This is a genomic window from Steroidobacteraceae bacterium (genome assembly GCA_041395505.1).
GTDB lineage: Bacteria > Pseudomonadota > Gammaproteobacteria > Steroidobacterales > Steroidobacteraceae > JAWLAG01.
Window position 1 is genome coordinate 1,248,532 of the sequence record JAWLAG010000001.1, and the last position, 26,287, is coordinate 1,274,818.

Sequence of the window (26,287 nt, forward strand, 5' to 3'; positions counted from 1 at the left end):
AGTCGGCTAGCGATCCCCCAGCGCTGCCAGCCAGGTCGCCGCGCATTGCTCGAGGCCGCGGCGATCACTGTCGCCGAACCGCGCGTGGCTTGGACTGTCGATATCGAGCACGCCGATCAATTCGGACCCGCGAATCAACGGTATGACGATCTCGGACCGGGATGCGGCGTCGCAGGCGATATGGCCTGGAAACTGATGCACGTCCTCGACCACGATGGTGCGCCGCTCGAGTGCAGCGCTGCCACAAACGCCGCGGCCGAGTGCAATGCGAACGCACGCTGGGCGACCCTGAAAGGGGCCGAGCACCAGTTCCCCGTCACGAAGCAGATAAAAGCCCGCCCAGTTGATGTCCGCGAGTCGCTCGAACACGAGTGCGGCGGTATTCGCGGCATTTGCGATCATGTCGCTCTCGCCGGCAAGCAGATGGGCGAGGTCGCGATTGAGTGCATTGTAGTCGGTCGTTGGCTGGCTCATGCGCGGGCTCCCGCAAAGGGCAATACTTCGTCGATTCGTTCGCACCGCGTTGCCAACATCAGGACACGGTCGAAACCAACCGCGACACCCGAGCACTGGCCGATGCCGGCGGCAATTGCCTCGAGTAATCGTTCGTCCAGGGCATGAGCGGGTTGACCGCGCTCGCGACGCATCGCGAGATCGCGTTCGAATCTTTGCCGCTGCTCTCGGGCATCGGCAAGCTCTTCGAAGCCGTTGGCGAGTTCCAGGCCCTCCAGGATCAGCTCGAAGCGCAATGCGACCTCAGGGTCGCGAGGATCGGTGCGCGCCAGGGCGGCCTGGGTGGCTGGGTAGCGATGTAGTACGCAGATTTCGCCGCGCCCGAGCTGTGGCGCAATGAATTGTCCAAACAGCAGATCGCCGATGCCGGCCGCATCGAGCTCGCCCGCGAGCTCCGCGCGCGCACCTCGGCGCAGCGCCAGCTCGCGCCACTCATCGACCCCGGCGCCGCGCGGGTCGAATTGCAGGAATTGTCCGAAGGCATCGCGGTAGCTGAGGAGACGGACCGGTAGATCGCGGGCCAGCAGATATGTGACGAATGCCGCTGTCTCGCGCGCCATGGCCTCCATTGTATGGTCGCGGCGATACCACTCGACCATGGTGAATTCGCGATTGTGGTGCCGGCCGGATTCACCATCGCGCACGACATGACAGATCTGGTAGATATCGCCACTTCCACCCGCCAGCAGACGTTTCATGGCGTACTCCGGGGACGTGTGCAGAAAAGACCGACCACCTGGCGTCACGACCGCTGCGGATTCGATATTTGCGTCGGTCACCGCATTGCCGACCACGATGGGCGTGTCGACCTCCATGATGGAGCGTGCGCGAAAGAATTCGCGTGCACGGGCCAGCGCGTCGGCGCGTTGGCGCAGGCGCTCGCGCGAAATGCCGCAATGCCATGGTGGATAGGTCTCAGCCATGGGTCCTGCGGCCGATGCGTTGGCCCATGCGCAACTGCATGCTCACCGCCACCTGCGGATCGAGCGCCACCGCGCCCGGCTCGAAGAGACAAATGACCGTCGAGCCGAAATTGAAACGGCCCATTTCATCGCCGGCATTGAGTTGCGCTTCGCCGGGAGCAGGCGACGTGAGCGCGATGGCCGCGCCGCGGCCCCGGGGGCGCAGTTCGCCGTGCCAGATGCTCTCCATACTGCCGACATTGAGCGCACCGACCAACAGCATGACAAATCGGCTGCCATCGGCTTCGGCAAACTCGAAAATCAGGCGTTCGTTGCGCGCAAAGAGTCGCGGCACGGTGGCGGCGGTGCGCGCATTGACACTGAATAGCTGGCCTGGCACATGCGCGCTGCGCAGCAGGCGCGCCGTGCGCGGCATATGCACGCGATGGTAGTCAAAGGGCGCGAGATAAATCGTGATGAACGTACCTTGCTCGAAACGCGCGGACAGATCGGTATCGCCCGCGAGCAGCTCGTTCACGCCGTAGAGTCGTCCTTTGGCTTGCAGCAACCGGCCGGCAGTGATGGCGCCGCATTCGCTCACGCGTCCGTCGCAGGGAGAGAGCACTGCGCGTTGATCGGCATCGAGCGGCCGTGCACCGGGGCGTAAACCGCGCGTGAAGAATTCGGCGAAGGTCGCGTAGTCGCGCGGGTCGGGTCGTGCAGCCTCTTCGAGGTTCGGTTTGAAGACCGCCATGAAGCCCCTGATCAGCCATTGCTGCAGGCGCCTGCAGCGCACCCGGGCCAGCCAGTGCAGCGCGGCAGTCAGCAGCTGTTTTGGCAGCAGGAACTGCAGCAGGACGAACGGGCGCAACGTGGTCAACCGCCTGAGCTGAGCAAAGGCCTGAGGGCCTGCAGATCGCGCACCAGGGCGTCGCGCTCATGTGGTGGCGTGAATACGGCGACCTCGGCGCCACGGTCGTTCAGCACCAACAATGCGGCGGTGTGGTCGACGGTGTAGTCCCCTCCGGGCAAAGCCACTTCCGCAACCGCGATGCCGAGTGCTGTCGCAAAATCGGCCAGCGGCTTCGCCTCGCCGGTCACGCCTGTGATCGCGGCGGCAAAACCATGCAGATAGGCGGCAAGCCGCTGCGGCGTGTCGCGACGCGGGTCGACACTCACGAACCAGATCTGAAGCCCAGGCACCGGCTGGCGGCGTTGTACTTCAGCAATGAGCGCAAGCGTCGTGGGGCAGACATCCGGGCAGTTGGTGAAACCAAAGAAGAGAATCGTCGGGTGACCGTTGAGATCGGCGTTCGCAATTGGCCTGCCGTCGGCACTGCGCAATGCGAATGGCGGCAGCGGGCGGGGCGCCGGATACAGCGTGCCGGATTGCAGCTGCGGTGGCTGCGCGCGGCTTGCGATTCCGACCCAGGCCCCGGCCACGGTACCAAGTACCGCGAGCAAGGCGAGCAACACCCAGTTACGATTGAAAGCCATGAGTCGATTATCCCACAGGCGACCGATCCAATCGCGCCGGCGGCCTGCCCGCGCGCTGACTGTCGCGGACGCAATCGCGTTGGTGCAGGCGCGTTTTCGACGCGCCAGGTTGCATTATGGGCACGGCACCGCGAATGCGGCTGATGAGGCCGCCGCGCTCGTCTGGCACGTCATGCGCTTTCCCTATCCGGCTAAGCCCGGTCACTACCGCAGAACCGTACCGTCGGTCCGGCTGCGCCGGATCGAGAGTCTGGCCATGCTCCGTATCGATGAGCGTTTGCCACTGCCTTATCTAACGGGAACAGCCTGGTTCGCCGGACTGCCGTTTGCCGTCGATCCGCGAGTGCTGATTCCCCGATCGCCGCTGGCCGAGCTGATCGAGGAACGATTTCAGCCCTGGTTTGCGGATCGTGAGCCGCGCCGTTTGCTCGATCTTGGCACCGGCTCCGGATGCATTGCCTGTGCCGCCGCTCGTTTCCTGCCCGATCTTCGGGTCGATGCGGTCGATGTCTCGCGCGATGCGCTGAAAGTCGCGGCGGGCAACGTCCGGCGACACCGTCTGACGCGCAGGGTGAAGCTGTTCGAAGGGAGTTATTTCTCGCCGCTCGGCAGGCGGCGCTACGATATCATCATCAGCAATCCACCCTATGTGAGCAGTGGCGAATTGCGCGGCTTGCCGGCTGAGTTTCGCCACGAGCCAAGGCTGGCGCTTGCGGCCGGAGTGCGTGGACTCGATGCGGTGCGGGTGATCCTGCAGAAGGCTCGACAGCATCTGCGTCCGCGGGGGTTGCTGATCGTGGAGGTCGGCAACTCGCAGCGGGCGGTCGAGCGCGAGTGGCCAAGGCTGCCCTTCCTGTGGCTCGAGTTCGAGCGAGGCGGCGGCGGCGTGTTCATGTTGAATGCGGAGCAGTTGAACTGATGTCGGGTAACAGTTTCGGCAAGTTGTTCACGGTGACCACCTTCGGCGAGAGCCATGGGCCGGCGCTCGGTTGCATCGTCGATGGTTGTCCGCCCGGGCTTCCTCTGCAGGTCGCCGATATCAAGGCGGACGTCGATCGACGCCGTACCGGCACGTCGCAATTCGTGAGCCAGCGCCGCGAGGACGATGACGTGCAGATCCTCTCCGGAGTTTTCGAAGGCCTGACGACCGGTACGCCGATTGGTCTGCTCATCGCCAACACCGATGCGCGGGCGCGGGACTACGACAGGATCAAGGACCGGTTCCGCCCGGGTCATGCCGACTACACGTACATGCACAAGTACGGCCGGCGTGACCACCGCGGTGGTGGGCGCTCCTCGGCGCGCGAGACCGTCATGCGCGTGGCGGCCGGCGCCATTGCACGCAAGTATTTGCGCGAGCGTGTCGGGATTTCGATCCGTGCCGTGCTTCAGCAATGCGGCGAGCTTGAATTCGATCCCATCGATCTCGAGGCAGCCGACAGCAACCCTTTCTTTTGCCCCGATCCGGCACGGGTCGCGGAGCTCGAAGCGCTCATCTGGGAATTGCGCCGTGCGGGTGATTCGGTCGGCGCGGCGATCACCGTGCGCGCCGACGGCGTCCCGCCGGGCCTTGGCGAGCCGGTGTTCGACCGGCTCGATGCTGACATCGCGCATGCCATGATGGGAATCAACGCGGTGAAGGCGGTCGAGATCGGCGCTGGCGTTCGCGCGGCGAGGCAGCGCGGTAGTGAGCATCGTGATGTGCTCACGCCGGCGGGCTTCGCCTCGAACAACGCCGGTGGCGTGCTCGGGGGTATCTCGAGCGGCCAGGCTATCGAGGTCAGGGTGACCTTCAAGCCGACTTCAAGCATCCAGGTGCCTGGTGCAACAATCGATGTCGCTGGCAATGCGGTCGAGATCGTCACGACCGGGCGCCACGATCCTTGTGTGGCGCTGCGCGCGCCACCGATCGCAGAGGCCATGCTGGCGCTCGTACTTATGGATCACTTCCTGCGAAATCGCGCCCAGAATGCCGATGTAAAATGTACGACCCCCGTGATCAAACCATCCAACACCGACTGAGAGTCAGCAGATACCGTTATGAGCAAGAGTTTCAGGGTTGCCGTCGTTGGCGCTACCGGACTGGTCGGCGAGACCATGATGCAGGTTCTGGAAGAGCGCGATTTCCCCGTCGGCGAACTCTACCCGCTCGCCAGCAACCGCTCGCTCGGCAAGACCGTGCAATTCCGCGGCCGCAGCCAGCCGGTGCTCGAACTCGATGGCTTCGATTTCTCGCGCGCCGAGATCGGCCTGTTCTCCGCGGGTGGTGAAATATCGCGCGTTCATGCGCCACGCGCAGCTGCCGCCGGGTGCATTGTCATCGACAACACGTCCGAGTTTCGCTACCAGGACGATATCCCGCTGGTCGTCCCGGAGGTCAATCCCGACGCGATCGCGCACTACAAGAAGCGCGGCATCATTGCCAATCCCAACTGTTCGACGATCCAGATGGTCGTTGCCCTCAAGCCCATACACGACGCCGTCGGCATCGAGCGCATCAACGTTGCGACCTATCAATCGGTATCCGGCGCCGGCCGCGAGGCGCTCGAAGAGCTTGCCGAGCAGTCAGCCGCGTTGCTCTCGGGCAAGGGTCCCGTCACGCCACGAGTCGTCGCCAAGCAGATTGCGTTCAACGTCGTGCCGGAAATCGACCGTTTCGAGGACAACGGCTACACAAAAGAAGAAATGAAAATGGTCTGGGAGACCCACAAGATCCTCGGCGATGAAAACATTCGGGTGAATCCCACGGCAGTGCGCGTGCCGGTGTTCTTCGGCCACTCCGAAGCCGTGCACATCGAAACCCGGAAACCGATCACAGTTTCCGAGGCGACGGATCTGTTGAGAAAAGCACCGGGAATCACAGTGCTGGACGAGCGCAGACGTGGTGGATATCCCACTGCTGCCACCGAGGCAGCGAACCGCGACACAGTTTACGTGGGCAGAATACGTCAAGATATCAGCCACGAGCGGGGGCTTAACCTCTGGATCGTGGCTGACAATGTGCGTAAAGGTGCCGCAACCAACAGTGTGCAGATCGCGGAAATTTTGGTCCGCGACTGGATATAAGTTATATTCGCCGCGCGTGCTTGCGCGGTGTAGCGGTTTATCTCTAACTGCTTGTTTTTTCGTGGGTTAGGTCGCGAATTCGTACCTGGGGAGTGGAAATGGTCGCTAAGTTCTTGGGGCGTGCGATGGTTTTGCTGGCCGGATTGCCGGCAGCGGCATTTGCGCTCGGTCTTGGGGACATCCGCCTCAATTCGACGCTGAATGCTCCGCTCGACGCGGAAATCGAACTTCTCGAGGCGACGCCAGAGGAGTTGAACGGTCTCAAGGCCGGGCTTGCTTCGCGGGACACATTTACACGCTATGGCCTTGATTGGCCTCAGTTTTTGGCTTCCGTCAAGGTGCGAGTAACGCAGGGTAGCGATGGCCGCAGCGTACTCAAGGTTACCTCGGCGCAGACCATCACCGAGCCGTTCGTGACCATGCTCATCGAGGTCAATTGGGCCCGCGGACGGCTGGTCCGTGAATACACCGTATTGCTCGATCCGCCCGTGTTCACACCCAACCAGCAGGCGAGCAGCAGCGCACCGGTGAGCGCGCCTACGACCGGCTCAACCCGCAGCGGCCAGATCGATCGGCCGGCGGTGAGCACGACCGCTGCGGGTGGCGACAGCTACCGGGTCCAGCGGGGCGACTACCTTTCGCGCATTGCGCGCCAATATGCGGGCGGCTCCAATTCGGAGCGACTGATGGTCGGCATCTATCGCGCCAACCCGGATGCCTTCAATGGCAACATGAACGAATTGCGCGCGGGAACGGTCCTGCGCATCCCGGACAGCGGCGCCGTGGCGGCGATCGGCGCAAGCGAAGCGTCTGCGGAAATTCGCAGCCAGTACGCCAGCTGGGCCGGCCGCAACCGCGGCACCGGCAGCACATCGGGCGATCGCCTGCGACTCGTCACACCGGGTGAACCCGGTGGTGAGACGATCAGCGCCGGCGGTGCGGAAGCCGCATCGCTCCAGGCCCGTGTCGCCGAGCTCGAGTCGCAGCTGGCCGAATCGCGCCGGCTGCTCGACCTCAAGAACGCTGAATTGGCAAAACTCCAGTCCCAGCTCGGTGGCGCCGCGGAGGCCGAGGTTTCCGAGTTGCAGGGCGCTGCGGCTGGCGCCGGCCCCGGTGAGACCGAAGCCGCGGTGAGCGAACAGCCTGCGGAGCCTGCAGAGCAGGTTGCAGCCGGGCAAGCTGGCGCGGGCGAGGAGACCACACCCGAGGCGACCGCACCGTCGGAGGCAGAGCAACAAGCCGCCGCAGAGGTCGGGGCGCCGGGCGGAGAACCTGCTGAACAGGCACCTGGCGCGGTGACGCGCCGGCCGACGCCACCGGTTGAAGACAGTGGCGGCGGTATTCTGGACCTGCTGAAGTCCTTCTGGTGGGTTCCCGCGCTGCTGATCGCTGCCTTGCTGGGCCTCTTTGGCTGGCGAAAATATCGCGAGCGGGCTGAGACCGATTCCCTCGATTCACTGGGTCGACTCGGTTCGGCGGCTGCGGAGCCGGTTGGCTTCGGCGATGGCCGCGTCGGTGACACATCCAACATGACCGGTGTGCGCGAGCAGCCGTTCGTGGTCGAGGAGTCAGGCACCCACGAGCAGCCGCGCATCGATGCGACCGGCGAGTTCAAGGCCACGACAGTCCGGGCCGACGACACCATCAGCGGCGAGACGGCGATCAGTCTTGACCAGGGTGATCCGCTCGCGGATGCCGATTTCCACATGGCCTATGGCCTGTATGACCAGGCGGCGGATCTCGTGCGCATCGCCATTGCGCGAGAACCCGAGCGCCGCGATCTCAAGTTGAAGCTCCTCGAGATCTTCTTCGTCTGGGGCAACAAGGATCAGTTCCTTGCGACTGCGCGCGAACTCGATGGCTCCCGCGCCGAAGCGGGCGAGGGCGAGTGGGACAAGGTGGTCATCATGGGCAAGCAGATTGCCCCCGAGGACCCCTTGTTCGCCGGCGCCGCATCGAGTGGCGCAGCCGCCGGCGGCCTGGATATCGATCTCGTCGGCGGCGATGCCGGCGCGCTCGATTTCGATCTCGCGGGCGCGGAGGCGAGCCAGCTGGCACCGGGGCCCGACGTCGATATGGACTTCGCCAGTGCGCTCGGTGACAAGGATCCGACCGGCGAATCCAAGGCAGTCAGCGAAGACGATCTTGATTTCGTGTTCGATGGCGCCCCTGAGTCCACCGGTGACACGGCGCGCAACCGTACCGAGAACCTGCGCTCGGGGAGCACGACCACCAATCGCACCGTCGAGATGCCGGCGGATGAGCTGCCAGCGGGCGGCGACGATTTCGATCTCGATTTTGGCCTCGACGACTCGCAGCGCGGCGACACCGCCGAACAGCCATCGCCGTTCGAAGCGAGCGAGGCGCCAACCGTCGAGCAGCCAGCGCTCACCAATACGGGCGCGACGATTCAGCAGAAGGTCGAGTTCGCGATCAAGAGCAAGTCGAACGCCGGCGATGAGACAGCCGAGCTCGCAATCGACGACCTTGGCCTCGATGTTGGAGCTCTGGAAGCAGAGCTCGCCGGCGACGATGACGATGCCGAAGTCAACGCCGACACGCCAACCATGGTTGCAGGACTCGATGAGAAATCGCGAACGATCATGGAGCGAGCCGCGGCGCGTTCGATGTCAGAGACGGATTTCGATCCGAACGCGACGGCGTCGTTGCGGCAGATGGATGACGCAGACGATGCATCCTCGACTGCGCGGCTTCGCGCCATGGGCGCCAATGGCAGCGACATCGACCTCGACCTTGATGTGGGCGAACACGCCGCTGGCGCGACCCACACGAATGGCCTCGATCTCGATGTTGGCGCTGCGGAGCACACGAGCGATGTGCAGTACACAAAGACGCAACGAGTTACAGCGGACAGTCTGGCACTTCCCGACCTCGATCCGGTGACCATGAGCGAGGTTGGTACGAAGCTCGATCTGGCTCGCGCCTACATGGACATGGGCGATCCGGACGGCGCGCGTAACATTCTCGAAGAAGTCCTGCACGAAGGTTCGGTGTCGCAGAAACAGGAAGCGCAGCGTCTAATCGAGTCGCTTCCCGGCTGAACGCGAGCGCACCCGTGCGCCGCTATGCAGCGGCCATCGAGTATGACGGCGGTGCATATTCCGGCTGGCAGTCGCAAGCCGATGCACCGAGCGTGCAGCAAGTGCTTCAGGCGGCCTTGTCACAGGTCGGCGACGAACCAATCCATTGCACGGTAGCCGGGCGTACCGACGCGGGCGTGCACGCCTTTGGCCAGGTGGTGCATTTCGATACCGCCGCCCGCCGCAGCCTGCGAGGCTGGACGCTCGGGCTCAATAGCGCGCTGCCACCCGATATCACCGTGCGTTGGGTGCGGCCCGTGCCCGGGCACTTCCACGCCCGCTACAGTGCGCTGGCACGCACCTACCGCTACCTCCTCCTGTGTCGCGCAACCCGGCCAGCCATCGCCAGGCAATATTTCTGGTGGCTGCGTGATGGCCTCGATTGCGATGCCATGCGGGAAGCCGCAGCGCATTGCCTCGGCGAGCACGACTTCAGCGCCCTGCGTGCCGCAGAATGCCAGGCCGCATCGCCGGTTCGCCGGGTGGATCGCATCGCGGTCGATGGCAGGGGCGAGTGGGTGAGCGTCGTGGTCACTGCCAATGCATTCGTACAGCACATGATGCGCAATCTCGTCGGCCTGCTCGTTGCAGTCGGACAGGGCCGCGAGCGAAGCGACTGCGTGCATGGCCTGCTGGCGAGCCGCGATCGCAGGTTGGCGCCGCCTACTGCCCCCGCCTGCGGGCTGGCGCTGCAGGCCGTGCACTACCCAGCCGCGTTCCGCCTCCCCGAGGCGCGCGACTTCAGGTCATTGCAATCGGCTATCATGCAGCCATAGGCGTAAGCCGGGGACCAGCCATGTCGTGGTTCGAGAAAATCATGCCCTCGCGCATCAAGACCGAGCGCCGCCGCCGCTCGGTGCCCGAGGGCTTGTGGATCAAGTGCTCTGCCTGCGATGCGGTCCTCTATCGCGCCGAACTCGAACGCAACCTGAACGTCTGCCCCAAGTGCGCGCACCACATGCGTATCGGCGCGCGCGAGCGTTTGGTCATGTTCCTCGACCCCGACGGCATCGATGAACTCGGCGCCGAGGTAGCACCTCTGGATCCGCTGCGTTTCAAGGACAGCAAACGCTATCGCGATCGCCTGAGTGCGGCACAACGCAGCACTGGAGAGAAAGATGCGCTGATCGTGTTCACGGGCACGCTCGAAGGCCAACCGGTCGTCACCTGCGCGTTCGAGTTCCGCTTTCTCGGCGGCTCCATGGGATCGGTCGTCGGTGAACGCTTCAAGCGTGCCGTGGACCTCGCGATTTCCGAGCGGCGCGCGCTCATTTGCTTTTCATCGAGTGGCGGTGCGCGCATGCAGGAGGCGCTGCTGTCGTTGCTGCAGATGGCCAAGACCAGCGCGGCACTGGCGCGATTGGCCCAGGCGCACATGCCCTATGTTTCCGTGCTGACGGATCCGACCACCGGTGGCGTGTCGGCAAGCCTCGCAATGCTGGGGGACATCAACATCGCCGAACCCAAGGCGTTGATCGGTTTCGCGGGGCCCCGGGTCATACAGCAAACGGTTCGCGAGACTCTGCCCGAAGGGTTCCAGCGCAGCGAATTCCTGCTCGAGCACGGCGCGATCGACATGATAGTCGATCGACGTGACATGCGATCGCGCATTGCCGCGTTGCTGCGCCTTCTGATGCGGCGACCGCCGCAGCAGGCTGCCTGACCCTGCCGGTCGTCCGATGAGCGGACTCGAGGCCTGGCTCGAGCGGATCAGCTCGGTTCATAGCCAGGGAATCGACCTTGGCCTTGAACGTGTCGCGGCGGTTGCACGCAGACTCGGGTTGCTGGACGCGCCCCCGCCGTGCATCACCGTGGCAGGCACCAACGGCAAGGGCTCGACGGTTGCTTATCTTGCGGCTATTGCCGCTGCCGCCGGCCGTCATTACGGCGTATTCAGTTCGCCGCACCTTTTGCGTTTCAATGAACGTATCCGCGTCGACTCCCGTCAGGCGGACGATGCCACCATCGTGGCGGCGCTCGAGTCCGTGGACGCTGCGCGCGGCGGAATCAGTCTGACTTACTTCGAATTCAACACGCTTGCGGCGCTTTGCATATTTCGCGACCAGCAGGTCGACCTGATGATCCTCGAGGTCGGCCTCGGGGGACGGCTCGATGCGACCAATATCGTCGCTGCAGATGTCGCCGTCATCGTATCGATCGGTTTCGATCACATGGCATGGCTCGGCAATACGCTCGATGACATTGCCCGTGAAAAAGCCGGTATCGCGCGACGTGGCAGGCCCGTGGTGCTCGGCCCCGAGCCGTTGCCGACAACCCTTCATGGCCAGCTGCGCGAGCTTGGATCGAAGGTAGTGCAGGTCGGCGAAGACGTGAGTTTCGCCTGCGCAGACGGCGGTTGGTGTTACCGCGGCACCCGCACGGTGCGCCGGGGCCTTGCCGCACCACCGCTCATGGGTCACGCACAAGCCGGGAACCTCGCGGCGGCGATGGCGGCATGGGAGCAACTTGGCCGCTGGCCGCTACCCGACGCGAAGCGGTTGAATTCGGCGCTGTCGGCCCTGTCCCTGCCGGGCCGCATGCAGCGCCATGTCGATAGCTGCGAGTGGCTGCTCGATGTGGCGCACAATGTTCCCGCGGCGGAGGAGTTGGCACGGAACCTCGCACAGTTGCAAAGGCCCCGTACTTGCTGGGCAATCGCCGGTTTCCTGTCGGACAAGGACCCGCACGGGTGCGCATCGGCATTGCGCGCTCAGGTCGATCGCTGGGTGCTTTGCGACATCGACGATCCTCGCGGTCTGACGGCAGATGATGTGGCGGCCCGGCTTGGCGATGGGTTCCAGGTCGTACTGCGCTGCACATCCGTCGCCGAGGCATGCCAGCGCGTGCGCGATGAAGCCGAGCCCGGCGATCGCATCGTGGTCTTCGGTTCATTCCATGTCGTGGGGCCGGCGCTGGCATGGCTCGGGATATACTGATCGCGTGGAACCTCACGTGAAATATCGGCTGACGGGTGCGGCAATTCTCATCGTCCTGGTCGTGCTACTCGTACCCGAAATCCTGCGCGGACCGGTGGACGCAAATCGACTCCCCGGGCAGCCAGCGACGAGTGGCAACGCGAATTCCAGCTCCTATACCATCGATCTTTCCGATCAGTCCAGAGCCGGCACCGCCCCGGCCGCCCCGGGCAGTGCGCCGCCGGAGGCAATCGCGGCAAGTGAGCCTGCGCAGCCCGTCTCGACCCCGGGGCCGGACACAGCCGCGCCGGCGGAGACGGCCCAGCGGACAGGCGCAGCGGTGGAGCCGCCGCGGATACCACAGTCAGCTGGCGAGAAAATCGGCTTCGCGTTTCAGGTTGGCAGCTTTGCATCGCGCGACAACGCCGAGCGGGTGGCAGCCGAGCTTCACAAGACCGGCCTGCCGGTTTATCTGTCACCGACAAACTCGGGCAGTCGCCGTCTTTACCGGGTTCGCGTCGGACCCGTCGCGAGCCGCGATGGCGCGACGCAGTTGGGCAAGCGCGTCGTTGCGGCCGGGCGAAGCGGGCAGGTGGTGCCCACGCCCTGATGCCGACTGCGACGCGGTGAACGTCCTGCGCGCAGGCAATCCTGTACAATCGCGTCGCCGCGGCTCGCGGGTCAGACGGTGGGGTCCTGTGTGACGACGTTCGATGCCATCATGTTGGGCATTATTATCGTGTCGGCGGTGGTGGGTGCATTTCGCGGCTTTCTGCGCGAAGCAATCGGGCTTGCGACATGGATCGTCGCACTGTTGCTTGCCTGGCACATGAGCGACCTGGTCGAACCCTATCTCGGCGGAATACTTGCGGACTCCCCGGCGCGACCCTGGGCGGCGCGCGTCGTCGTTTTCTTCCTGGTGCTGCTCGCCGGTGCCGGTGTCGCTGCGCTGGTGTCCATGTTCGTGCGTGCATCTTTCTTCAGCGGCGCAGATCGCATGCTCGGCGTCTTGTTCGGCGTGTTGCGCGGAATCGTGCTGTTGGGCGTCATCGCCATCATCGGCCAGACATTGCGCCTCGATGGCGAGCGCTGGTGGACCCAGTCGCAGTTTGCCCCCTACGCCGAGAGTGTCGGCAACGTATTGCGCGCGGTTGTGGGTGATTCGCTGGATCGTCGCGCCGCCGGCACGGAACCTGTCAATACCTGAGCATGGAATGGTGAGCTAACAATGTGCGGCATAGTCGGAATCGTCGGCACCTCACCGGTCAACCAGCGGATCTACGATGCGTTGACAGTGCTGCAGCATCGTGGACAGGATGCTGCGGGCATCATGACGTCCCATCAAGGCGAGTTGTGCGTGCGCAAGGGCAGTGGACTGGTGCGCGATGTCTTCCAGCAGCACCACATGCTCGAACTACGTGGCAACATCGGCATCGGCCATGTGCGCTATCCGACTGCCGGCGCCGACAATGTCACCGAGGCGCAGCCATTTTATGTGAATGCTCCATACGGCATCTGTCTTGGCCACAACGGCAACCTGACGAACGCGCGTGAACTCACCGAAGTGCTGATCCGCGAAGACCGGCGCCACTTGAACACGACTTCCGATTCCGAGGTGTTGCTCAACGTGCTCGCATCCGAGCTGCAGCGAGTGGGCACGCCGCGCATCACGCCTGCCGATATCTTCGCTGCGGTGAGTGCCGTATACCGGCGTTGTCGCGGCGGATTCGCCGTGGTTGCAATGGTGATCGGGCATGGCGTCCTGGGTTTTCGCGACGCCAATGGCATCAGACCGCTGGTGCTCGGCGAGCGGGAGACGGCCCGCGGGCGCGAATACATGCTCGCCTCCGAGAGCGTCGCGCTCGACATGCTCGGCTTCGCCCTGGTGCGGGACATCGCGCCCGGCGAGGCGGTATTCATCGACGAAATGGGCCGGCTGCATGCCCAGCAGTGCGTGAGCGCGGTGCGGCACACGCCCTGCATATTCGAACTCGTCTATTTCGCCCGACCGGACTCGATCATCGACAATATTTCCGTTTATCGCGCCCGCATGCGCATGGGCGACCGGCTCGCCGAGCGCATCCGGCAATTACGCCCGGAGCACGACATCGACGTCGTCATACCCATCCCGGATACGAGTCGCACCTCGGCCCAACAGGTGGCCCAGATTCTTGGCGTCAAGTACCGCGAGGGCTTCATCAAGAATCGCTACATCGGCCGCACCTTCATCATGCCCGGGCAGGAGCAGCGGGCCAAATCGGTGCGCAGCAAGCTCAATGCGATCGATTTCGAATTCCGGGGCAAGAATGTCCTGTTGGTCGACGATTCCATCGTGCGCGGCACGACCTCGGCACAGATCATCGAACTTGCGCGCGAAGCCGGAGCCCGCAAGGTCTATTTCGCCTCGGCGGCGCCACCCGTACGCTATCCGAACGTCTATGGCATCGATATGCCGGCATCCTCGGAGCTGGTCGCGGCAGGGCACAGCATTGAGGAGATCACGCGGATGATCGGCGCCGATTGGCTCATTTACCAGGAACTTGAAGATCTGGTCGCCGCCTGTCAGCACGACAACGCGCGTATCCATGAGTTCGACACCTCCTGCTTCTCGGGCGCGTATGTCACGGGCGATGTGACGCCGGACTACCTCGCGCGCCTCGAGGCGGAGCGTTCCGACGCGGCCCGCTCGCGGCGCCGTGAGTTGACGGCCGGGTTGCGACTCGCTGGCAACAACTAGCCTGCGGCATGAACCTGCGCACCGAGATCCTGGGTGGACTCGATGCAGCGCTGCGCTCGGTCGATGGCAGGCGTGTTACCGCCGGCTTCCTCAGGGCGCGAGACATCCGGCGGACCTCGGTCGCGGCGGTGGGCAAGGCCGCCGCGGCAATGCTGCAAGGCGCGATCGATGCGCTCGGTCCGTCCATGCGAGCCGCGCTGCTCGTCACCAAGCATGCCCACACTCCTGATGAGCTGCGCGTCGACCCCCGTTGCCAATGTCTGGAAGCCGCTCATCCGCTGCCAGATGAAGCGAGCCTCGTGGCCGGCGGTGCGCTGCTCGAATTCATCGGCCGGGTGCCGCCCGGCGATGACCTATTGCTGCTCGTCTCGGGAGGCGCGTCGAGCCTCGTCGAGGTCTTGCGGGAAGGGGTGACCCTGGATCAGATGATCGCGCTCACGCGCGATGGTCTCTCGAGCGCCCGCGATATCGCTGCGCTGAATGCCGAGCGCGGTCGGCTGTCGCGCCTCAAGGCGGGTGGCCTGACAGCTGCGATAAATCGCGCGGCGCTTGCGCTCTTTCTATCCGATGTTCCGGGTGATGATCCGGCCGTCATCGGTTCGGGATTGCTGGCACCACGACGTGGCGACGAGATTGAACGCCACGTCGTAGCGCGTATCGACGATGCACTTGCCGCGGCGGCGCTGGCGCTGCAGGCCGAGCCGTCCGAAATCCACATCGCGCCACGCGCACTCGATCACGATACCGAAACGGCCGCAAACGGACTGATGCAGGCGCTGCAACGACATCGCATATGCATTTTCGGGGGCGAATCGCTGGTCCGTTTGCCACCAACGCCAGGACGAGGCGGACGCAACCAGCACCTGGGCTTGATACTCGCGGGACGGATCGCCGGGCGCAACGATGTCGCGATACTTGCCTGCGGTACCGACGGGACGGATGGCCCCACAAGCGATGCGGGAGCGCTGGTCGATGGCGGCACATGGTCGCGCATCGAGGATGCCGGTATCGACCCGCTACAGAGCCTCGCGCTGGCTGATTCCGGCACGGCGCTGGCGGCAGCGGGCGATCTCGTCCACACTGGACCGACGGGCACCAACGTGGGGGACCTGTTGATTGCCATGCGACGTTTGATGTAATAGGCACGCAATGCGACTAATGTTCGTTGCCGAGGATCCGCGTTACCGTGCGTTGATCCGGCACCATCTGTCCTGTGAATGGCCCGACGTCGAGGTCGTTGCCTACAACCCGAAGGTGAACGGGCCATTGGCGCAGGAGTTTCTCGCCCAGGGGTTCGGCGCTGTCTTGTTGTGCGATGAGTGGACCGGCGGACAGGGCATCGACTGGCTGCCGGAGCTGACCGCGCGACAAGGGTTTGCGCCGGTGATCTTCATGACCGACCGCGCGGATTCACAGATCGCGCGAGCGGCCCGCGATGCCGGCGCGTTCGCTGTCATCGGCAAGGAACGCCTCAATCACGATCGCCTGATCGCCACGGTCAACTCGGCCGTTGCGGCGCAGGACGCCGCCCAAGCCGAGTGGCGATCGTCGGACGCCGCGCGCGAGGCGGCGACATTCTGCGGAGCGACCATCCGCGGCTACCGCCGCATCAGCAAGCTTGCTTCCGGCTCGGTCTCGGAGCTGTTCCTTGCCGAGAGCGAGCGGGCTGGCTGCCTGGTCGTCTTCAAGGTGACCCGGGATCAGCGCAAGGCCGATGGTGTCGATCAGTCATTCGAGCGCTTCCTGCAGGAATACGAAATCGTCCGCCGCATCAAGCACCCTAGTATCGTCAAGCTATATGACCTCGGCGTCACCGATGAGCACGCCTACCTCGTCATGGAGTATTTCCGCCGCGGTGACCTGCGCTCGCTGATGCGCAATGGAGTCACGATGCGCCAGGCGCTGCGCTTTGCGCATGCGATCGCGAGGGCGCTCGAGGCCGTGCATGCGGCCGGCGTGCTCCATCGCGACCTGAAGCCCGGCAATGTCATGTTGCGCGAGGACGGCGGCGTCGCACTCATCGATTTCGGCATGGCCAAGCACGAGGCGCTCACGCTCGAGATCACCGACGCCGGACTCATCTTCGGTACGCCGCATTACATGAGCCCGGAGCAGGGCCACGCCCAACCGCTTGATGAGCGCAGCGACCTTTACAGTCTTGGAGTCATCCTCTACGAACTTCTGACCGGGCACAAACCATTCGATGCCGACAATCCCATGGCCATCATCTACATGCACGCCAAGCGCGAGCCCGAGCGATTGCCCGAAGACATGGCGATGGTGCAGCCGGTTCTCGACCGGCTGCTCGCGAAGCGTCCGGACGACCGATACCGCAATGCCCGGGCCGTGGTCGACGCGCTCGGCGAGCTCATGCGGCAGACTGACGCTGCCGAACGCGCCGCGTGAATCCGATACTGGCGGCTGCGACGCCGGGTGCATGGCTCGAGCAGGCGGCGCGACGCTGGCGCGAACTACTTATCGACCACGCGAACTGCGAGAAGAAGGCGGCATCAACCGCGCTGGCAATGATTTTCGCCTACCCCGAGGACACCGCGCTGTGTGCACAGCTTGCGCGCCTCGCGCGCGAAGAGCTGCGTCATTTCGAGCAGGTGCTGCGCCTGATGGCGGAGCAGGACATCCGCTTCGAGCGTCAGCGCCCGGGGCGCTATGGCCAGGCCCTGCATGGCCTTTGTCGCAGTGCGCCCGGGCAGCGCAAGCTCGACCTGCTTCTGGTCGCGGCACTGATCGAGGCGCGTTCCTGCGAGCGCTTTGCGGCGCTGGCGCCGCTGCTTGCGGGCGAGTTGCGAACATTTTACGAAGATCTGCAACGCTCGGAGGCGCGGCACTGGCGGCTTTATCTGGATCTCGCGCTGGCGCGGTATGAGGAGGTGCAGGTCAGAGCGCGGCTGGCTGACCTGGCCGCGAGCGAAGCGGCGTTGATCACTTCGCGAGACACCCTGTTCCGGTTCCACTCCGGGCTGCCCGAGTTCGCGGACTCAGTCGATCCGCGGCAGTGTGCACAGCCGGTAGCCTGACTCGTCCCATCGCAAATAGCTCCCCTCGTCATACCAGCTGCCCAGCACGATTCGCGTGCAGAGCCGGCCGTCGACGCGGTGTTCATGTATGCCGGGGCGATGAGTATGCCCGTGAATGAGTATGTCCGCTCCGCTCACCCGAAATGCCTGCGCAACTGCCGCGTCGTTGACGTCCATGATCTGTGGTTGCGTAGCGCCGGTGTGTTCCTTGCTGCCCTTGCGAGCGGCTCCGGCAAGGGCGAGCCGGTGGGTCAGCGGCAAGCGCAAGAACTCGCGTTGCCACTGCCGGCCGCGCACCAGCGTGCGCAATTCCTGATAGGGCAGGTCATCCGTGCATAGCAGATCGCCGTGACTTATGAGCAGCTTGCGTCCATGCAACTCGGTCAGGCTGGGATCGGCCAGCGCGATGCAACCACTGCGATTCGCAAAGTCGCTGGCCAGCAGAAAATCGCGATTTCCGTGCATGATGAAACACGGCACGCCGCACCTGGCAAGATCCGCAAGTGCCGCAATGATCTGTGCCGCGCAGGCGTCCGGATCGTCGTCGCCGACCCAGCTTTCGAACAGATCTCCGAGTATGTACAGCGATGTTGCCGTCTGCGCATCGCGCTCGACGAATGCAATGAACTGCCGGGCAGCTGCCGCGTGATGGGCGTCCAGGTGCAGGTCGGAAACGAACAGGTGCGTCAATGCTGCGCTGTGGGGTGCATGAGCCTGGCCCGATTCTAGCAGCATGCGTTACGTTCTCGTCGGTCACCGGCGATTACCGTAAAATGACCTAATGCATGCCGTCGCACCCATTACGCGTTTCGCGCCGAGTCCCACGGGAGAGCTGCACCTGGGCAATGCGCGTACGGCGCTGTTCAATTTCCTGCTGGCACAGCACTCAGCCGGCGGCCGGTTTCTGCTGCGCATCGAAGACACCGACACAGAGCGCAGCCGGGAGCAACATGTCACGCAACTCCTCAAGGACCTGAATTGGCTCGGGATCCGGTGGCACGATGAGCCGGTGCGTCAGTCGCAGAGGTCTGCAATTTATGCGGGCTATTTCACCGCATTGCTGGATCGCGATGCGGTCTATCCCTGCTACTGCAGTGCGGAGCAACTGGAGCTCTCACGCCGTGCGCAACTCGCCTCGGGTCGCGCGCCGCGTTACGCCGGCACCTGCAGCGCGCTCAGCGCAGCGCAACGAAACGCGCGCGAGGCCTCGGGTGCTGCGGCGGCATTGCGCTTTCGTGTGCCTGCCGGCCGGCGCATCGAGTTCAACGATCTGGTGCACGGTGCGCAGAGCTTCCTTAGCGATGACATCGGTGACTTCGTCATACGTCGCGCGGACGGTAGCGCCGCATTTTTCTTCAGCAACGCGGTCGATGACGCCCTGATGGGGATTACGCAGGTCCTGCGCGGCGACGATCATCTTGCCAATACGCCGCGCCAGCTTCTGGTTCTGCAGGCCTGCGGCCTGCGCGAACCGCAATACGGTCACGTTGCACTGCTCACAGGCGACGACGGTGCACCGCTATCCAAACGCAACGGTGCCTTGTCGCTGCGCGAGCTGCGCGAGGCCGGCTACCTGCCGACGGCAGTCTGCAATCTGCTCTTTCGGCTGGGGCACTCGTCCTCGGAGACAGGCCTGCTCGATGCCGAGGCCATGGCGAGGGCATTCGACTGTGCTCACCTCGGTCGTTCGCCGTCGCGATTCGACCGCCAGCAGCTCGATGTCTGGCAGAAGCAGGCGGCGCACCAGCTCGATGCGGCTGCCGCGAGCGCTTGGCTGCGCGACGATCTCGTGCATTACATTGAGCCCGATCGGCTGGACGAATTCAGCGCCACGATCCTGCCCAATATCGTTCTGCCGCGGGATGCACGATTGTGGGCCGATGTGATTCGTGCGCGCCCACCTGCGCTGAGCGCGGAGTCGCGCGCGGTGCTCGATGCCGCACCCGTTGAGCTTTTCGCGGCCGCCGCCGCGGCACTACGCGACCCGGCGCAGGACTGGCATGGCCTTGTTGAGGCCGTTCGTACTGCCACGGGATTGCGGGGCAAGGCATTGTTTCGGCCGTTGCGCATCGCGCTGACCGGCCTTGATCATGGTCCCGAGCTGGCCTCACTGCTGCCGTTGATGGCGCGCGAGGCCATCGCCGGCCGGATCGACCGATACACGAGGCGCGATTACCAGTGATCCGCATTTTCAATACGCTCACCGGAGAGAAGGAAGAATTCCGGCCACTCAACCCGCCTCAGGTCGGAATGTACGTCTGCGGGCCGACCGTTTACGACTATTGCCATATCGGGCATGCCCGATCGATGCTCGCCTTCGATGTGATCGTGCGTTATCTCACCTGGCGCGGCTACGAGGTCCGTTACGTACGCAACATCACCGACATCGACGACAAGATCATCCAGCGCGCACTCGGCCTGGTGCGCGACCGAGATCGCATCCAGGAACAGGGCGAACTGGCAGCGACAACCGATCTGCGCCAGGCCTGCCACGAGCTCACCGCGAAATTCACCGACGCGCTCCATGAGGATTGCGATGCGCTCGGCATGCTGCGGCCAACGGTCGAGCCCCGGGCCACCCAATACATCCCGCAGATGCAGGCTCTGATTCGTGAACTGCTGAAGCGCGACCTTGCCTATCAGGCCGACAACGGTGACATCATGTTCGCTGTTGCGAAATTCAAAGACTACGGGAAGCTCTCGGGCAAGGTCCTCGAGGATCTGCGCGCCGGTGCGCGGGTGGAGGTCGACGCCAACAAGCGCGATCCGCTCGATTTTGTACTTTGGAAATCGTACAAACCGGGCGAACCGCATTGGGGCTGGAGCGACCAGGCCGCGGCACCAGGTCGCCCGGGCTGGCATATCGAATGCTCAGCCATGTCCCGCGCGGAGCTCGGCGGCAGCTTCGACATCCATGGTGGTGGGCTCGATCTGAAATTCCCGCACCATGAAAACGAAATCGCGCAGTCCTGTGGCGCCGGCGTTGGCGACTTTGCGCGTCTGTGGATGCACAACGGCTTCGTCAATATCGACAACGAGAAGATGTCGAAATCGCTCGGCAACTTTTTCACCATTCGCGACGTACTGGCCGAGCTGCGTCATCCGGAAGTGCTGCGATTCTTCCTGATCTCGAGCCACTATCGCGGCCCGATCAATTACTCCCTGGATCAGCTCGAGCAGGCCGACGCTGCGCTCAACCGGCTGTATCTGACGATGCGCGATTCCCCGCCGGCGGCAGGCGCGAGTGCAGGCGAGGCGGGTAGCGTCGCACGCGCGGCCTTCATCGCGGCAATGGACGATGATTTCAATACACCCGAGGCGCTCGCGGCGCTGCAGGGCCTTGCGCGCCAGATCAACGTGCTGCGCGATCGCGGCGAGCCAGCCGACGCCGCTGCGGCAGCAGCGACGCTGCGAGAGCTCGGCGCGGTGCTCGGCATCTTGCAGCTCGATCCTCTCGAGTGGCTGCGTCGGTCACGACCAGGGGGCGAAGATGCGAAGGGTAAGTCGAAACTGACTGATGAGCAGGTCGAAACGCGAATCGCCGAGCGCAATGCCGCGCGCAAAGCCAGGGATTTCAAGCGCGCCGACCAGCTGCGCGACGAGTTGCAGGCGGCCGGCGTGATACTCGAGGACCGGCCTGGCGGCAAGACGCAGTGGCGTTACCAGTAGCTCAAATCGCCTGGCGCTTGAGCGATGCTTCGAGTGTGTTCTTCATCAACATGGCGACCGTCATCGGACCGACGCCGCCGGGTACGGGCGATATCCACGCTGCGCGCTTTGCCGCTTCATCGAATTCGACATCGCCGACCAGGTGTCCATCGGGCAGACGGTTCATGCCAACATCGACAACCACCGCGCCGGGCTTGATCCACTCGCCACGCACCAGCCCTGGTTTGCCTGCGGCAACGATCAGGATGTCGGCCATGCGCACATAGGGCGCGAGATCGGGTGTGAATCGATGACAAACGGTGGTCGTTGCGCCCATCAATAGCAGTTCGAGCGACATGGGTCGGCCGACGATATTCGAGGCGCCGATGATGACAGCGTGCTGGCCGCGTACCGAGATGCCAATTTTGTCCAGCATGCGAATGATGCCGTAGGGCGTGCAGGGCCGGATCAGCGGATTGCGCTCGGCCAGGCGGCCGACGTTGTAGGGATGGAACCCGTCCACATCCTTCGCGGGGTCGATACGCTCGACAATCGCGTGCTGTTGAATATGCTCCGGAACGGGCAACTGCACCAGGATACCGTCGATCTTGGGATCGTTGTTGAGCCCGTCGATCGTGAGCAGCAGCTCGCTCTCCGTCGCCGACTGCGGCAGATCGACGGCAGCGGAGTAGAGGCCCGCTTCCTCGCAGGCGCGCCGTTTGTTGCGCACATAGATCTGTGATGCCGGATTGTCCCCCACCATGACCACTGCCAGCCCCGGCCTGCGGCCGCCACGCGCAAGCAATCGGTCCACCTGCTGGCGCACCTCGGATTTGACCTCCTGGGCAATTGCCTTGCCGTCGATGATCTTTGCGGCCATGGCGGCATTGTCGCATGGGGTCCGCCAAAATTGACGCTCTTGCGGTCGAAGCCCTATCATTCGCGGCCCCGCGCGGGGCGCGCACCGAAATACGGACGCGATGGCGCGATCGGGCGGAGCTGGTAGGGCGGGGCATGGCGCAGTCTGGTAGCGCATCTGCTTTGGGAGCAGAGGGTCGCAGGTTCGAATCCTGCTGCCCCGACCAGTCAGGGGGACAGGGCTTGGCGCCTGCGATAACCTTGCCGTCGGCTTGAGCGCCCGTAGCTCAGCTGGATAGAGCAACGGCCTTCTAAGCCGTAGGTCGCAGGTTCGAGTCCTGCCGGGCGCGCCAGGGCAGAACGGTTTGATGATGGTGGACGTAGCTCAGTGGTAGAGCCCCGGGTTGTGATCCCGGCCGTCGTGGGTTCGAGTCCCATCGTCCACCCCAGAATTTGCAGTGGGCCATTAGCTCAATTGGTAGAGCAGCGGACTCTTAATCCGGTGGTTGTAGGTTCGAGTCCTACATGGCCCACCAATCACCCCTACAGCAGTCTCTCCAAACCGCAGTCATTGCTGCGGCCGACGGTCGCGCATGCATTCGGGCCAAATGCGGACGCTTGCGAGGCAAATCCGTGAGCACGGCGCGGCCTTGGTCGTTAGCCTTCGTGGCCATGCGATTGCGGCGACTTTGTATCGATGGTCGCGCCACCGATCACTGGGTCGCCGAATGCACCTCAGGCGTGGAACGACTGCGCGGCGTGCTGGGGCGCGGGCCGCTGCCGGATTCGCTGGCGCTTCGGCTGGCGCCCTGCAACGCCATCCACAGCTGCGGACTTCGTTTTGCGCTCGATATCACGTTTTGCGACCGCCAGGGTAGCGTGCTGGCCTGGCGCGCCGCCATGATGCCTTGGCGCATGAGCGCTCACTGGTCTGCATGGCAGGTCTTCGAATTTCGGACCGGTACGCTTGCGCGTCTGGGCATCCGCCACGGCCGACGACTCCACGTCGCGCCGTGCGAATCGATCGAACCACCGCAGCCTGTTAGGCTCTGGTGCGGGCGCTGTCACGGACAATCGTCGCGCGCCTGAGGATTGAATGAGACTGGCTCAATGACGACATTACCGCACATTGCCATTCTGGGAGGCGGACCGGCCGGGGTCGGCGCGGCCTATCAACTGCGCCGCACGGGCAAGGCCCGGGTCACGCTGATCGAAGCTCAGCAAATGCTTGGTGGCAATGCCGGTAGCTTTCGAGCCTTCGATCAGTATCTCGACTATGGCAGCCACCGCCTGCACCACGCGGTCGATCCGCAGATCCTTGCCGACATCAAGCGCCTGCTCGGCAGTGACCTCAAGGACATGCCGCGCCACGGGCGAATCCGCCTGCGCGGCAAGTGGCTGCATTTTCCGTTGAAGCCGCTCGACCTTCTGTTGCGACTCGACAAGCGTTTTGCGGCTGGCATCGTTCGCGACATGATCGCGAAGCGCCTGCGTCGGCGCGACGAAGGCGACAGCTTCGCGAGCGTGCTGCGTGCCAACCTCGGTGCCACTATCTGCGACGATTTCTATTTTCCCTACGCACGCAAGATCTGGGGCCACGAGCCTGCACAATTGTCGGCTATTGCGGCGCGCAAAAGGGTCTCTGCCGGATCATTCGCGAAGATGATCAAGCGTCTGTTGCGGCCGCCTGGCGCAGGGTTTTTTTATTATCCGCGCCGCGGCTACGGTCAGATTACCGATGCGTATGCGGCGGCGGCCAAGGAGCAGGGCGCAGATATCCGGCTCGCGACGCGTGCACTGGCTTTGTCACGCGATTCGGGCGAATCGCGCTGGCGCCTTGAGGTCCGGGGTCCGGCTGGCGCGGCGACCATTGAGGCGGATCAGCTGTGGTCGACCATTCCAGTGACGGTGCTCGCCCGCATGATGCAACCCGCAACCGACGCGACGGTATTGGCCGCAGCAGACAAAATCACCTATCGCGCCATGGTGCTGGTCTATCTGCAATTGCCGATGAGCCAGTTCACCACGACGGATGCGCATTATTTCCCGGAGGCGCATATCGCGATGACGCGCTTGTCGGAACCAAAGAACTACTGGGCTTCGATCGAACCGCGCAACAGTACGACGCTATGCGCGGAGCTGCCATGCATGCATGACGACGAGCTCTGGAGCCTGTCAGACGAAGAGCTCGGCGCGCGCGTGGCCGAAGACATTGAACGCGCCGGCCTGCCGCTGCCGGTCAAGCCGACAGCGGTGCTGGTCAAGCGCCTGCCGCAAGCCTACCCGATCTACCTGAATGGCTACGAGCAGCCGCTGGCCGCGCTCGATCGATGGTGTGAATCGCTGCCCGGCGTCCTCACCTACGGGCGGCAGGGACTTTTTGCCCATGACAACCTGCATCACGCGCTCTACATGGCCTATGCCGCTGTGGACTGCCTTGCGGGGACAGCTTTCGACCACGGCAAATGGCGCGACTATCGCGAAATCTTTGCAACCCATGTCGTTGAGGACTGAGCACGCGGCCGTAAACGAGCCCGCGGATCCGCTGCCGGGTCCGCTGCCATGGCAGTGGCTCATTGGCATCACTGCGCTTGCAGCACTCTTGCGTGCGATTGCGCTCAACAGCGATCTCTGGGTCGACGAAGTGTTTTCGCTCCTCGCGAGCATTCGCCGGCCGATCATCGATTCCTTCGTCTCCTTTACCGGGGATACGCAGCACCCGTTGTACATGCCGCTCGCACAACTTTCGGTAGCAATTTTTGGTGAATCGCCCGCATCGATCAGGCTGCCGGCCATGTTGTTCGGTGTGGCATCGGTGCCCATGCTTTATCGTCTGGGCACCGCTGTCACGACTCGGCGCGAAGCGGCCATCGCCGCTTCACTTCTGGCGCTGTCCTACCACCACATCTGGTTTTCACAGAGTGCACGCGGCTATACGATGCTCGCGTTCTGGCTGCTTTTGTCCACTTGGCTCCTGCTTCGGCTGGTACGGCGGCCCACGGTGTTGCTGCTGCTCGCGTTCGCCGCGAGCAGTGCGTGCGGCGTCTTCACGCACGCGACCATGGTATTCGCCATCCTCGGGCAGGCGCTGGTTCTCGGTGTCTACCTGCTGGCAGTCGCGGCCGACCGCCGAGCTATCAATTGGCCCTGGACCATCGCCGCGTTCGCTTTGGCGGGTGCGTTCACCCTGTTGCTTTACGCGCCCATGCTCGATCAGGTGATCAGCTTCTTCCTGCACCGTCGCTCGCCGCTGGTCGGCGTATCGACGCCGCACTGGGCCCTGGGCGAGGCCTATCGCGTGCTGCAGGCGGGGCTCGGCGCACTTGGGCCGGCGGCCGGTCCGGCGGTCCTGATGGCCTTGCTGGTGCTGATGACGGGGTTCATCAGTTTCGTTCGCCGAAATGCACTCGCGACCGCACTCTTTACCGTGCCTGTACTGGTCACTTTCGCCGGCGCATTGCTTGCGCGCGGCACCATGTATCCGCGTTTCTTTTTCTTCCTCGCCGGTTTTTTTGTTTTGCTGCTTGTACGCGGGACCCTGGTGATCGCCATGGCCGTAGCTGCTTGGCTCAAATGGCGATGGTTGCGCCCGAGCCTGGCGGCCTATCTTGCCGCAGGCCTGATGTTGGCGGTCTCGGCAGCGTCGCTCGTACCCCTTTACCGCTATCCCAAGCAGGACTTCAGCGGTGCCATGCAGTTCGTCGACTCGGTTTCGCGAGATCAGGACCGGGTCGTCGCCGTGGGAACGGCCGCGCGCGTCTACCGCGAGTACTTTGGACGCAACTGGCCGGCCGCAGCGAGCGATGCCGAGTTGCAGGGTCTGCGCGCAAGCGGACAACGGGTGTGGGTGGTCTATACGCTCGCGATGTATATTGCAGCCGAAGATCCGCAGCTGATGCGGGTGCTGAATGAAGACTGTCGGCAACGTCAACGATTTCGCGGCACGCTGGGTGGCGGAGACCTCTATGTCTGTGTGCTCGAACCACGTAACCCGGCATCGGAAGGCTAGGGCAGG

The 26,287-nt window shown here is 64.0% G+C and carries 24 protein-coding genes and 4 tRNA genes; 22 read left to right on the forward strand and 6 right to left on the reverse strand.

The window, feature by feature from the left end; translation table 11 throughout:
* Nucleotides 1–6 precede the first annotated feature (6 nt).
* The 4 genes from R3E77_05710 to R3E77_05725 are packed head-to-tail and all read right to left on the reverse strand — an operon-like array spanning nucleotide 7 to nucleotide 2,912.
* Entirely contained in the window at nucleotides 7–474 is a 468-nt protein-coding gene (locus tag R3E77_05710) for a GAF domain-containing protein (protein MEZ5498914.1), read from the reverse strand.
* A complete protein-coding gene (epmA, locus tag R3E77_05715; protein ID MEZ5498915.1) occupies nucleotides 471–1,436 on the reverse strand; it encodes an EF-P lysine aminoacylase EpmA in 966 nt (321 codons plus the stop codon). The genes R3E77_05710 and epmA overlap by 4 nt, the downstream gene beginning before the upstream one ends.
* Entirely contained in the window at nucleotides 1,429–2,295 is an 867-nt protein-coding gene (gene asd, locus R3E77_05720; GenBank protein MEZ5498916.1) for an archaetidylserine decarboxylase, read from the reverse strand. The genes epmA and asd overlap by 8 nt, the downstream gene beginning before the upstream one ends.
* A complete protein-coding gene (locus R3E77_05725) occupies nucleotides 2,292–2,912 on the reverse strand; it encodes an SCO family protein (protein ID MEZ5498917.1) in 621 nt (206 codons plus the stop codon). The genes asd and R3E77_05725 overlap by 4 nt, the downstream gene beginning before the upstream one ends.
* Here R3E77_05725 and prmB point away from each other — a divergent pair.
* From prmB to R3E77_05790, 13 genes are all read left to right on the forward strand, one after another.
* Nucleotides 2,911–3,831, forward strand: a complete 921-nt coding sequence (prmB, locus tag R3E77_05730; GenBank protein MEZ5498918.1) for a 50S ribosomal protein L3 N(5)-glutamine methyltransferase — start codon at nucleotides 2,911–2,913, stop codon at nucleotides 3,829–3,831. The two genes, R3E77_05725 and prmB, sit on opposite strands and share 2 nt — an antisense overlap.
* Nucleotides 3,831–4,934 carry a chorismate synthase gene (gene aroC, locus R3E77_05735; protein MEZ5498919.1) on the forward strand — a complete coding sequence of 368 codons (1,104 nt, stop codon included), beginning with the start codon at nucleotides 3,831–3,833 and terminating at the stop codon, nucleotides 4,932–4,934. The genes prmB and aroC overlap by 1 nt, the downstream gene beginning before the upstream one ends.
* Nucleotides 4,935–4,952: 18 nt before the next feature.
* Nucleotides 4,953–5,978 (forward strand): aspartate-semialdehyde dehydrogenase, encoded by a 1,026-nt coding sequence (locus tag R3E77_05740; protein MEZ5498920.1) that lies wholly within the window; start codon nucleotides 4,953–4,955, stop codon nucleotides 5,976–5,978.
* Between the two features lie 98 nt (nucleotides 5,979–6,076).
* Nucleotides 6,077–9,040 carry a FimV/HubP family polar landmark protein gene (locus tag R3E77_05745; protein ID MEZ5498921.1) on the forward strand — a complete coding sequence of 988 codons (2,964 nt, stop codon included), beginning with the start codon at nucleotides 6,077–6,079 and terminating at the stop codon, nucleotides 9,038–9,040.
* A gap of 14 nt (nucleotides 9,041–9,054) precedes the next feature.
* Entirely contained in the window at nucleotides 9,055–9,855 is an 801-nt protein-coding gene (gene truA, locus R3E77_05750; protein ID MEZ5498922.1) for a tRNA pseudouridine(38-40) synthase TruA, read from the forward strand.
* A gap of 20 nt (nucleotides 9,856–9,875) precedes the next feature.
* Complete coding sequence (gene accD / locus R3E77_05755; protein MEZ5498923.1) at nucleotides 9,876–10,742, forward strand: acetyl-CoA carboxylase, carboxyltransferase subunit beta; 867 nt, start codon at nucleotides 9,876–9,878, stop codon at nucleotides 10,740–10,742.
* A gap of 16 nt (nucleotides 10,743–10,758) precedes the next feature.
* Nucleotides 10,759–12,015, forward strand: a complete 1,257-nt coding sequence (gene folC / locus R3E77_05760; protein MEZ5498924.1) for a bifunctional tetrahydrofolate synthase/dihydrofolate synthase — start codon at nucleotides 10,759–10,761, stop codon at nucleotides 12,013–12,015.
* Nucleotides 12,016–12,031: 16 nt separating this feature from the next.
* The gene (locus R3E77_05765; GenBank protein MEZ5498925.1) at nucleotides 12,032–12,604 is read left to right on the forward strand and encodes an SPOR domain-containing protein; all 573 of its coding nucleotides are present in this window, start codon (nucleotides 12,032–12,034) and stop codon (nucleotides 12,602–12,604) included.
* 90 nt (nucleotides 12,605–12,694) lie between these two features.
* Complete coding sequence (locus R3E77_05770; protein MEZ5498926.1) at nucleotides 12,695–13,201, forward strand: CvpA family protein; 507 nt, start codon at nucleotides 12,695–12,697, stop codon at nucleotides 13,199–13,201.
* A gap of 21 nt (nucleotides 13,202–13,222) precedes the next feature.
* Nucleotides 13,223–14,731: an amidophosphoribosyltransferase gene (purF, locus tag R3E77_05775; GenBank protein ID MEZ5498927.1), complete on the forward strand. Its 1,509-nt coding sequence runs from the start codon at nucleotides 13,223–13,225 to the stop codon at nucleotides 14,729–14,731.
* Nucleotides 14,732–14,739: 8 nt separating this feature from the next.
* The gene (locus R3E77_05780) at nucleotides 14,740–15,870 is read left to right on the forward strand and encodes a DUF4147 domain-containing protein (GenBank protein MEZ5498928.1); all 1,131 of its coding nucleotides are present in this window, start codon (nucleotides 14,740–14,742) and stop codon (nucleotides 15,868–15,870) included.
* Nucleotides 15,871–15,880: 10 nt separating this feature from the next.
* Nucleotides 15,881–17,137, forward strand: coding sequence for a protein kinase (locus R3E77_05785; GenBank protein ID MEZ5498929.1), 1,257 nt, complete (start codon nucleotides 15,881–15,883; stop codon nucleotides 17,135–17,137).
* On the forward strand, nucleotides 17,134–17,766 hold the full coding sequence (locus tag R3E77_05790) for a tRNA-(ms[2]io[6]A)-hydroxylase (GenBank protein ID MEZ5498930.1): 633 nt from the start codon (nucleotides 17,134–17,136) through the stop codon (nucleotides 17,764–17,766). Before R3E77_05785 ends, R3E77_05790 begins: the two co-directional genes overlap by 4 nt.
* On the opposite strand, the gene R3E77_05795 is transcribed toward R3E77_05790, so the two are convergent.
* The gene (locus R3E77_05795) at nucleotides 17,728–18,501 is read right to left on the reverse strand and encodes a UDP-2,3-diacylglucosamine diphosphatase (GenBank protein MEZ5498931.1); all 774 of its coding nucleotides are present in this window, start codon (nucleotides 18,499–18,501) and stop codon (nucleotides 17,728–17,730) included. The genes R3E77_05790 and R3E77_05795 overlap by 39 nt on opposite strands.
* Nucleotides 18,502–18,547: 46 nt before the next feature.
* Between R3E77_05795 and gltX the strand changes: the two genes are divergently transcribed.
* Together gltX and cysS are read left to right on the forward strand one after the other, a co-directional pair.
* Nucleotides 18,548–19,948 carry a glutamate--tRNA ligase gene (gene gltX, locus R3E77_05800; protein ID MEZ5498932.1) on the forward strand — a complete coding sequence of 467 codons (1,401 nt, stop codon included), beginning with the start codon at nucleotides 18,548–18,550 and terminating at the stop codon, nucleotides 19,946–19,948.
* Nucleotides 19,945–21,435, forward strand: coding sequence for a cysteine--tRNA ligase (gene cysS, locus R3E77_05805; protein MEZ5498933.1), 1,491 nt, complete (start codon nucleotides 19,945–19,947; stop codon nucleotides 21,433–21,435). Before gltX ends, cysS begins: the two co-directional genes overlap by 4 nt.
* Nucleotide 21,436: 1 nt before the next feature.
* Here cysS and folD read toward each other — a convergent pair whose 3' ends face one another.
* On the reverse strand, nucleotides 21,437–22,294 hold the full coding sequence (gene folD, locus R3E77_05810; protein MEZ5498934.1) for a bifunctional methylenetetrahydrofolate dehydrogenase/methenyltetrahydrofolate cyclohydrolase FolD: 858 nt from the start codon (nucleotides 22,292–22,294) through the stop codon (nucleotides 21,437–21,439).
* Between the two features lie 128 nt (nucleotides 22,295–22,422).
* Between folD and R3E77_05815 the strand changes: the two genes are divergently transcribed.
* The 7 genes from R3E77_05815 to R3E77_05845 all read left to right on the forward strand — a co-directional run bounded on the left by R3E77_05815 (nucleotide 22,423) and on the right by R3E77_05845 (nucleotide 26,281).
* Nucleotides 22,423–22,499, forward strand: a tRNA-Pro gene (locus R3E77_05815).
* Nucleotides 22,500–22,548: 49 nt separating this feature from the next.
* Nucleotides 22,549–22,625 (forward strand) — tRNA-Arg (locus tag R3E77_05820).
* 21 nt (nucleotides 22,626–22,646) lie between these two features.
* A tRNA-His gene (locus R3E77_05825) sits at nucleotides 22,647–22,721 on the forward strand.
* A gap of 11 nt (nucleotides 22,722–22,732) precedes the next feature.
* Nucleotides 22,733–22,808 (forward strand) — tRNA-Lys (locus tag R3E77_05830).
* A gap of 136 nt (nucleotides 22,809–22,944) precedes the next feature.
* On the forward strand, nucleotides 22,945–23,361 hold the full coding sequence (locus R3E77_05835; GenBank protein ID MEZ5498935.1) for a DUF192 domain-containing protein: 417 nt from the start codon (nucleotides 22,945–22,947) through the stop codon (nucleotides 23,359–23,361).
* Nucleotides 23,362–23,382: 21 nt separating this feature from the next.
* Entirely contained in the window at nucleotides 23,383–24,786 is a 1,404-nt protein-coding gene (locus R3E77_05840) for an FAD-dependent oxidoreductase (protein ID MEZ5498936.1), read from the forward strand.
* Entirely contained in the window at nucleotides 24,770–26,281 is a 1,512-nt protein-coding gene (locus R3E77_05845) for a glycosyltransferase family 39 protein (protein ID MEZ5498937.1), read from the forward strand. Before R3E77_05840 ends, R3E77_05845 begins: the two co-directional genes overlap by 17 nt.
* Nucleotides 26,282–26,287 lie beyond the last annotated feature (6 nt).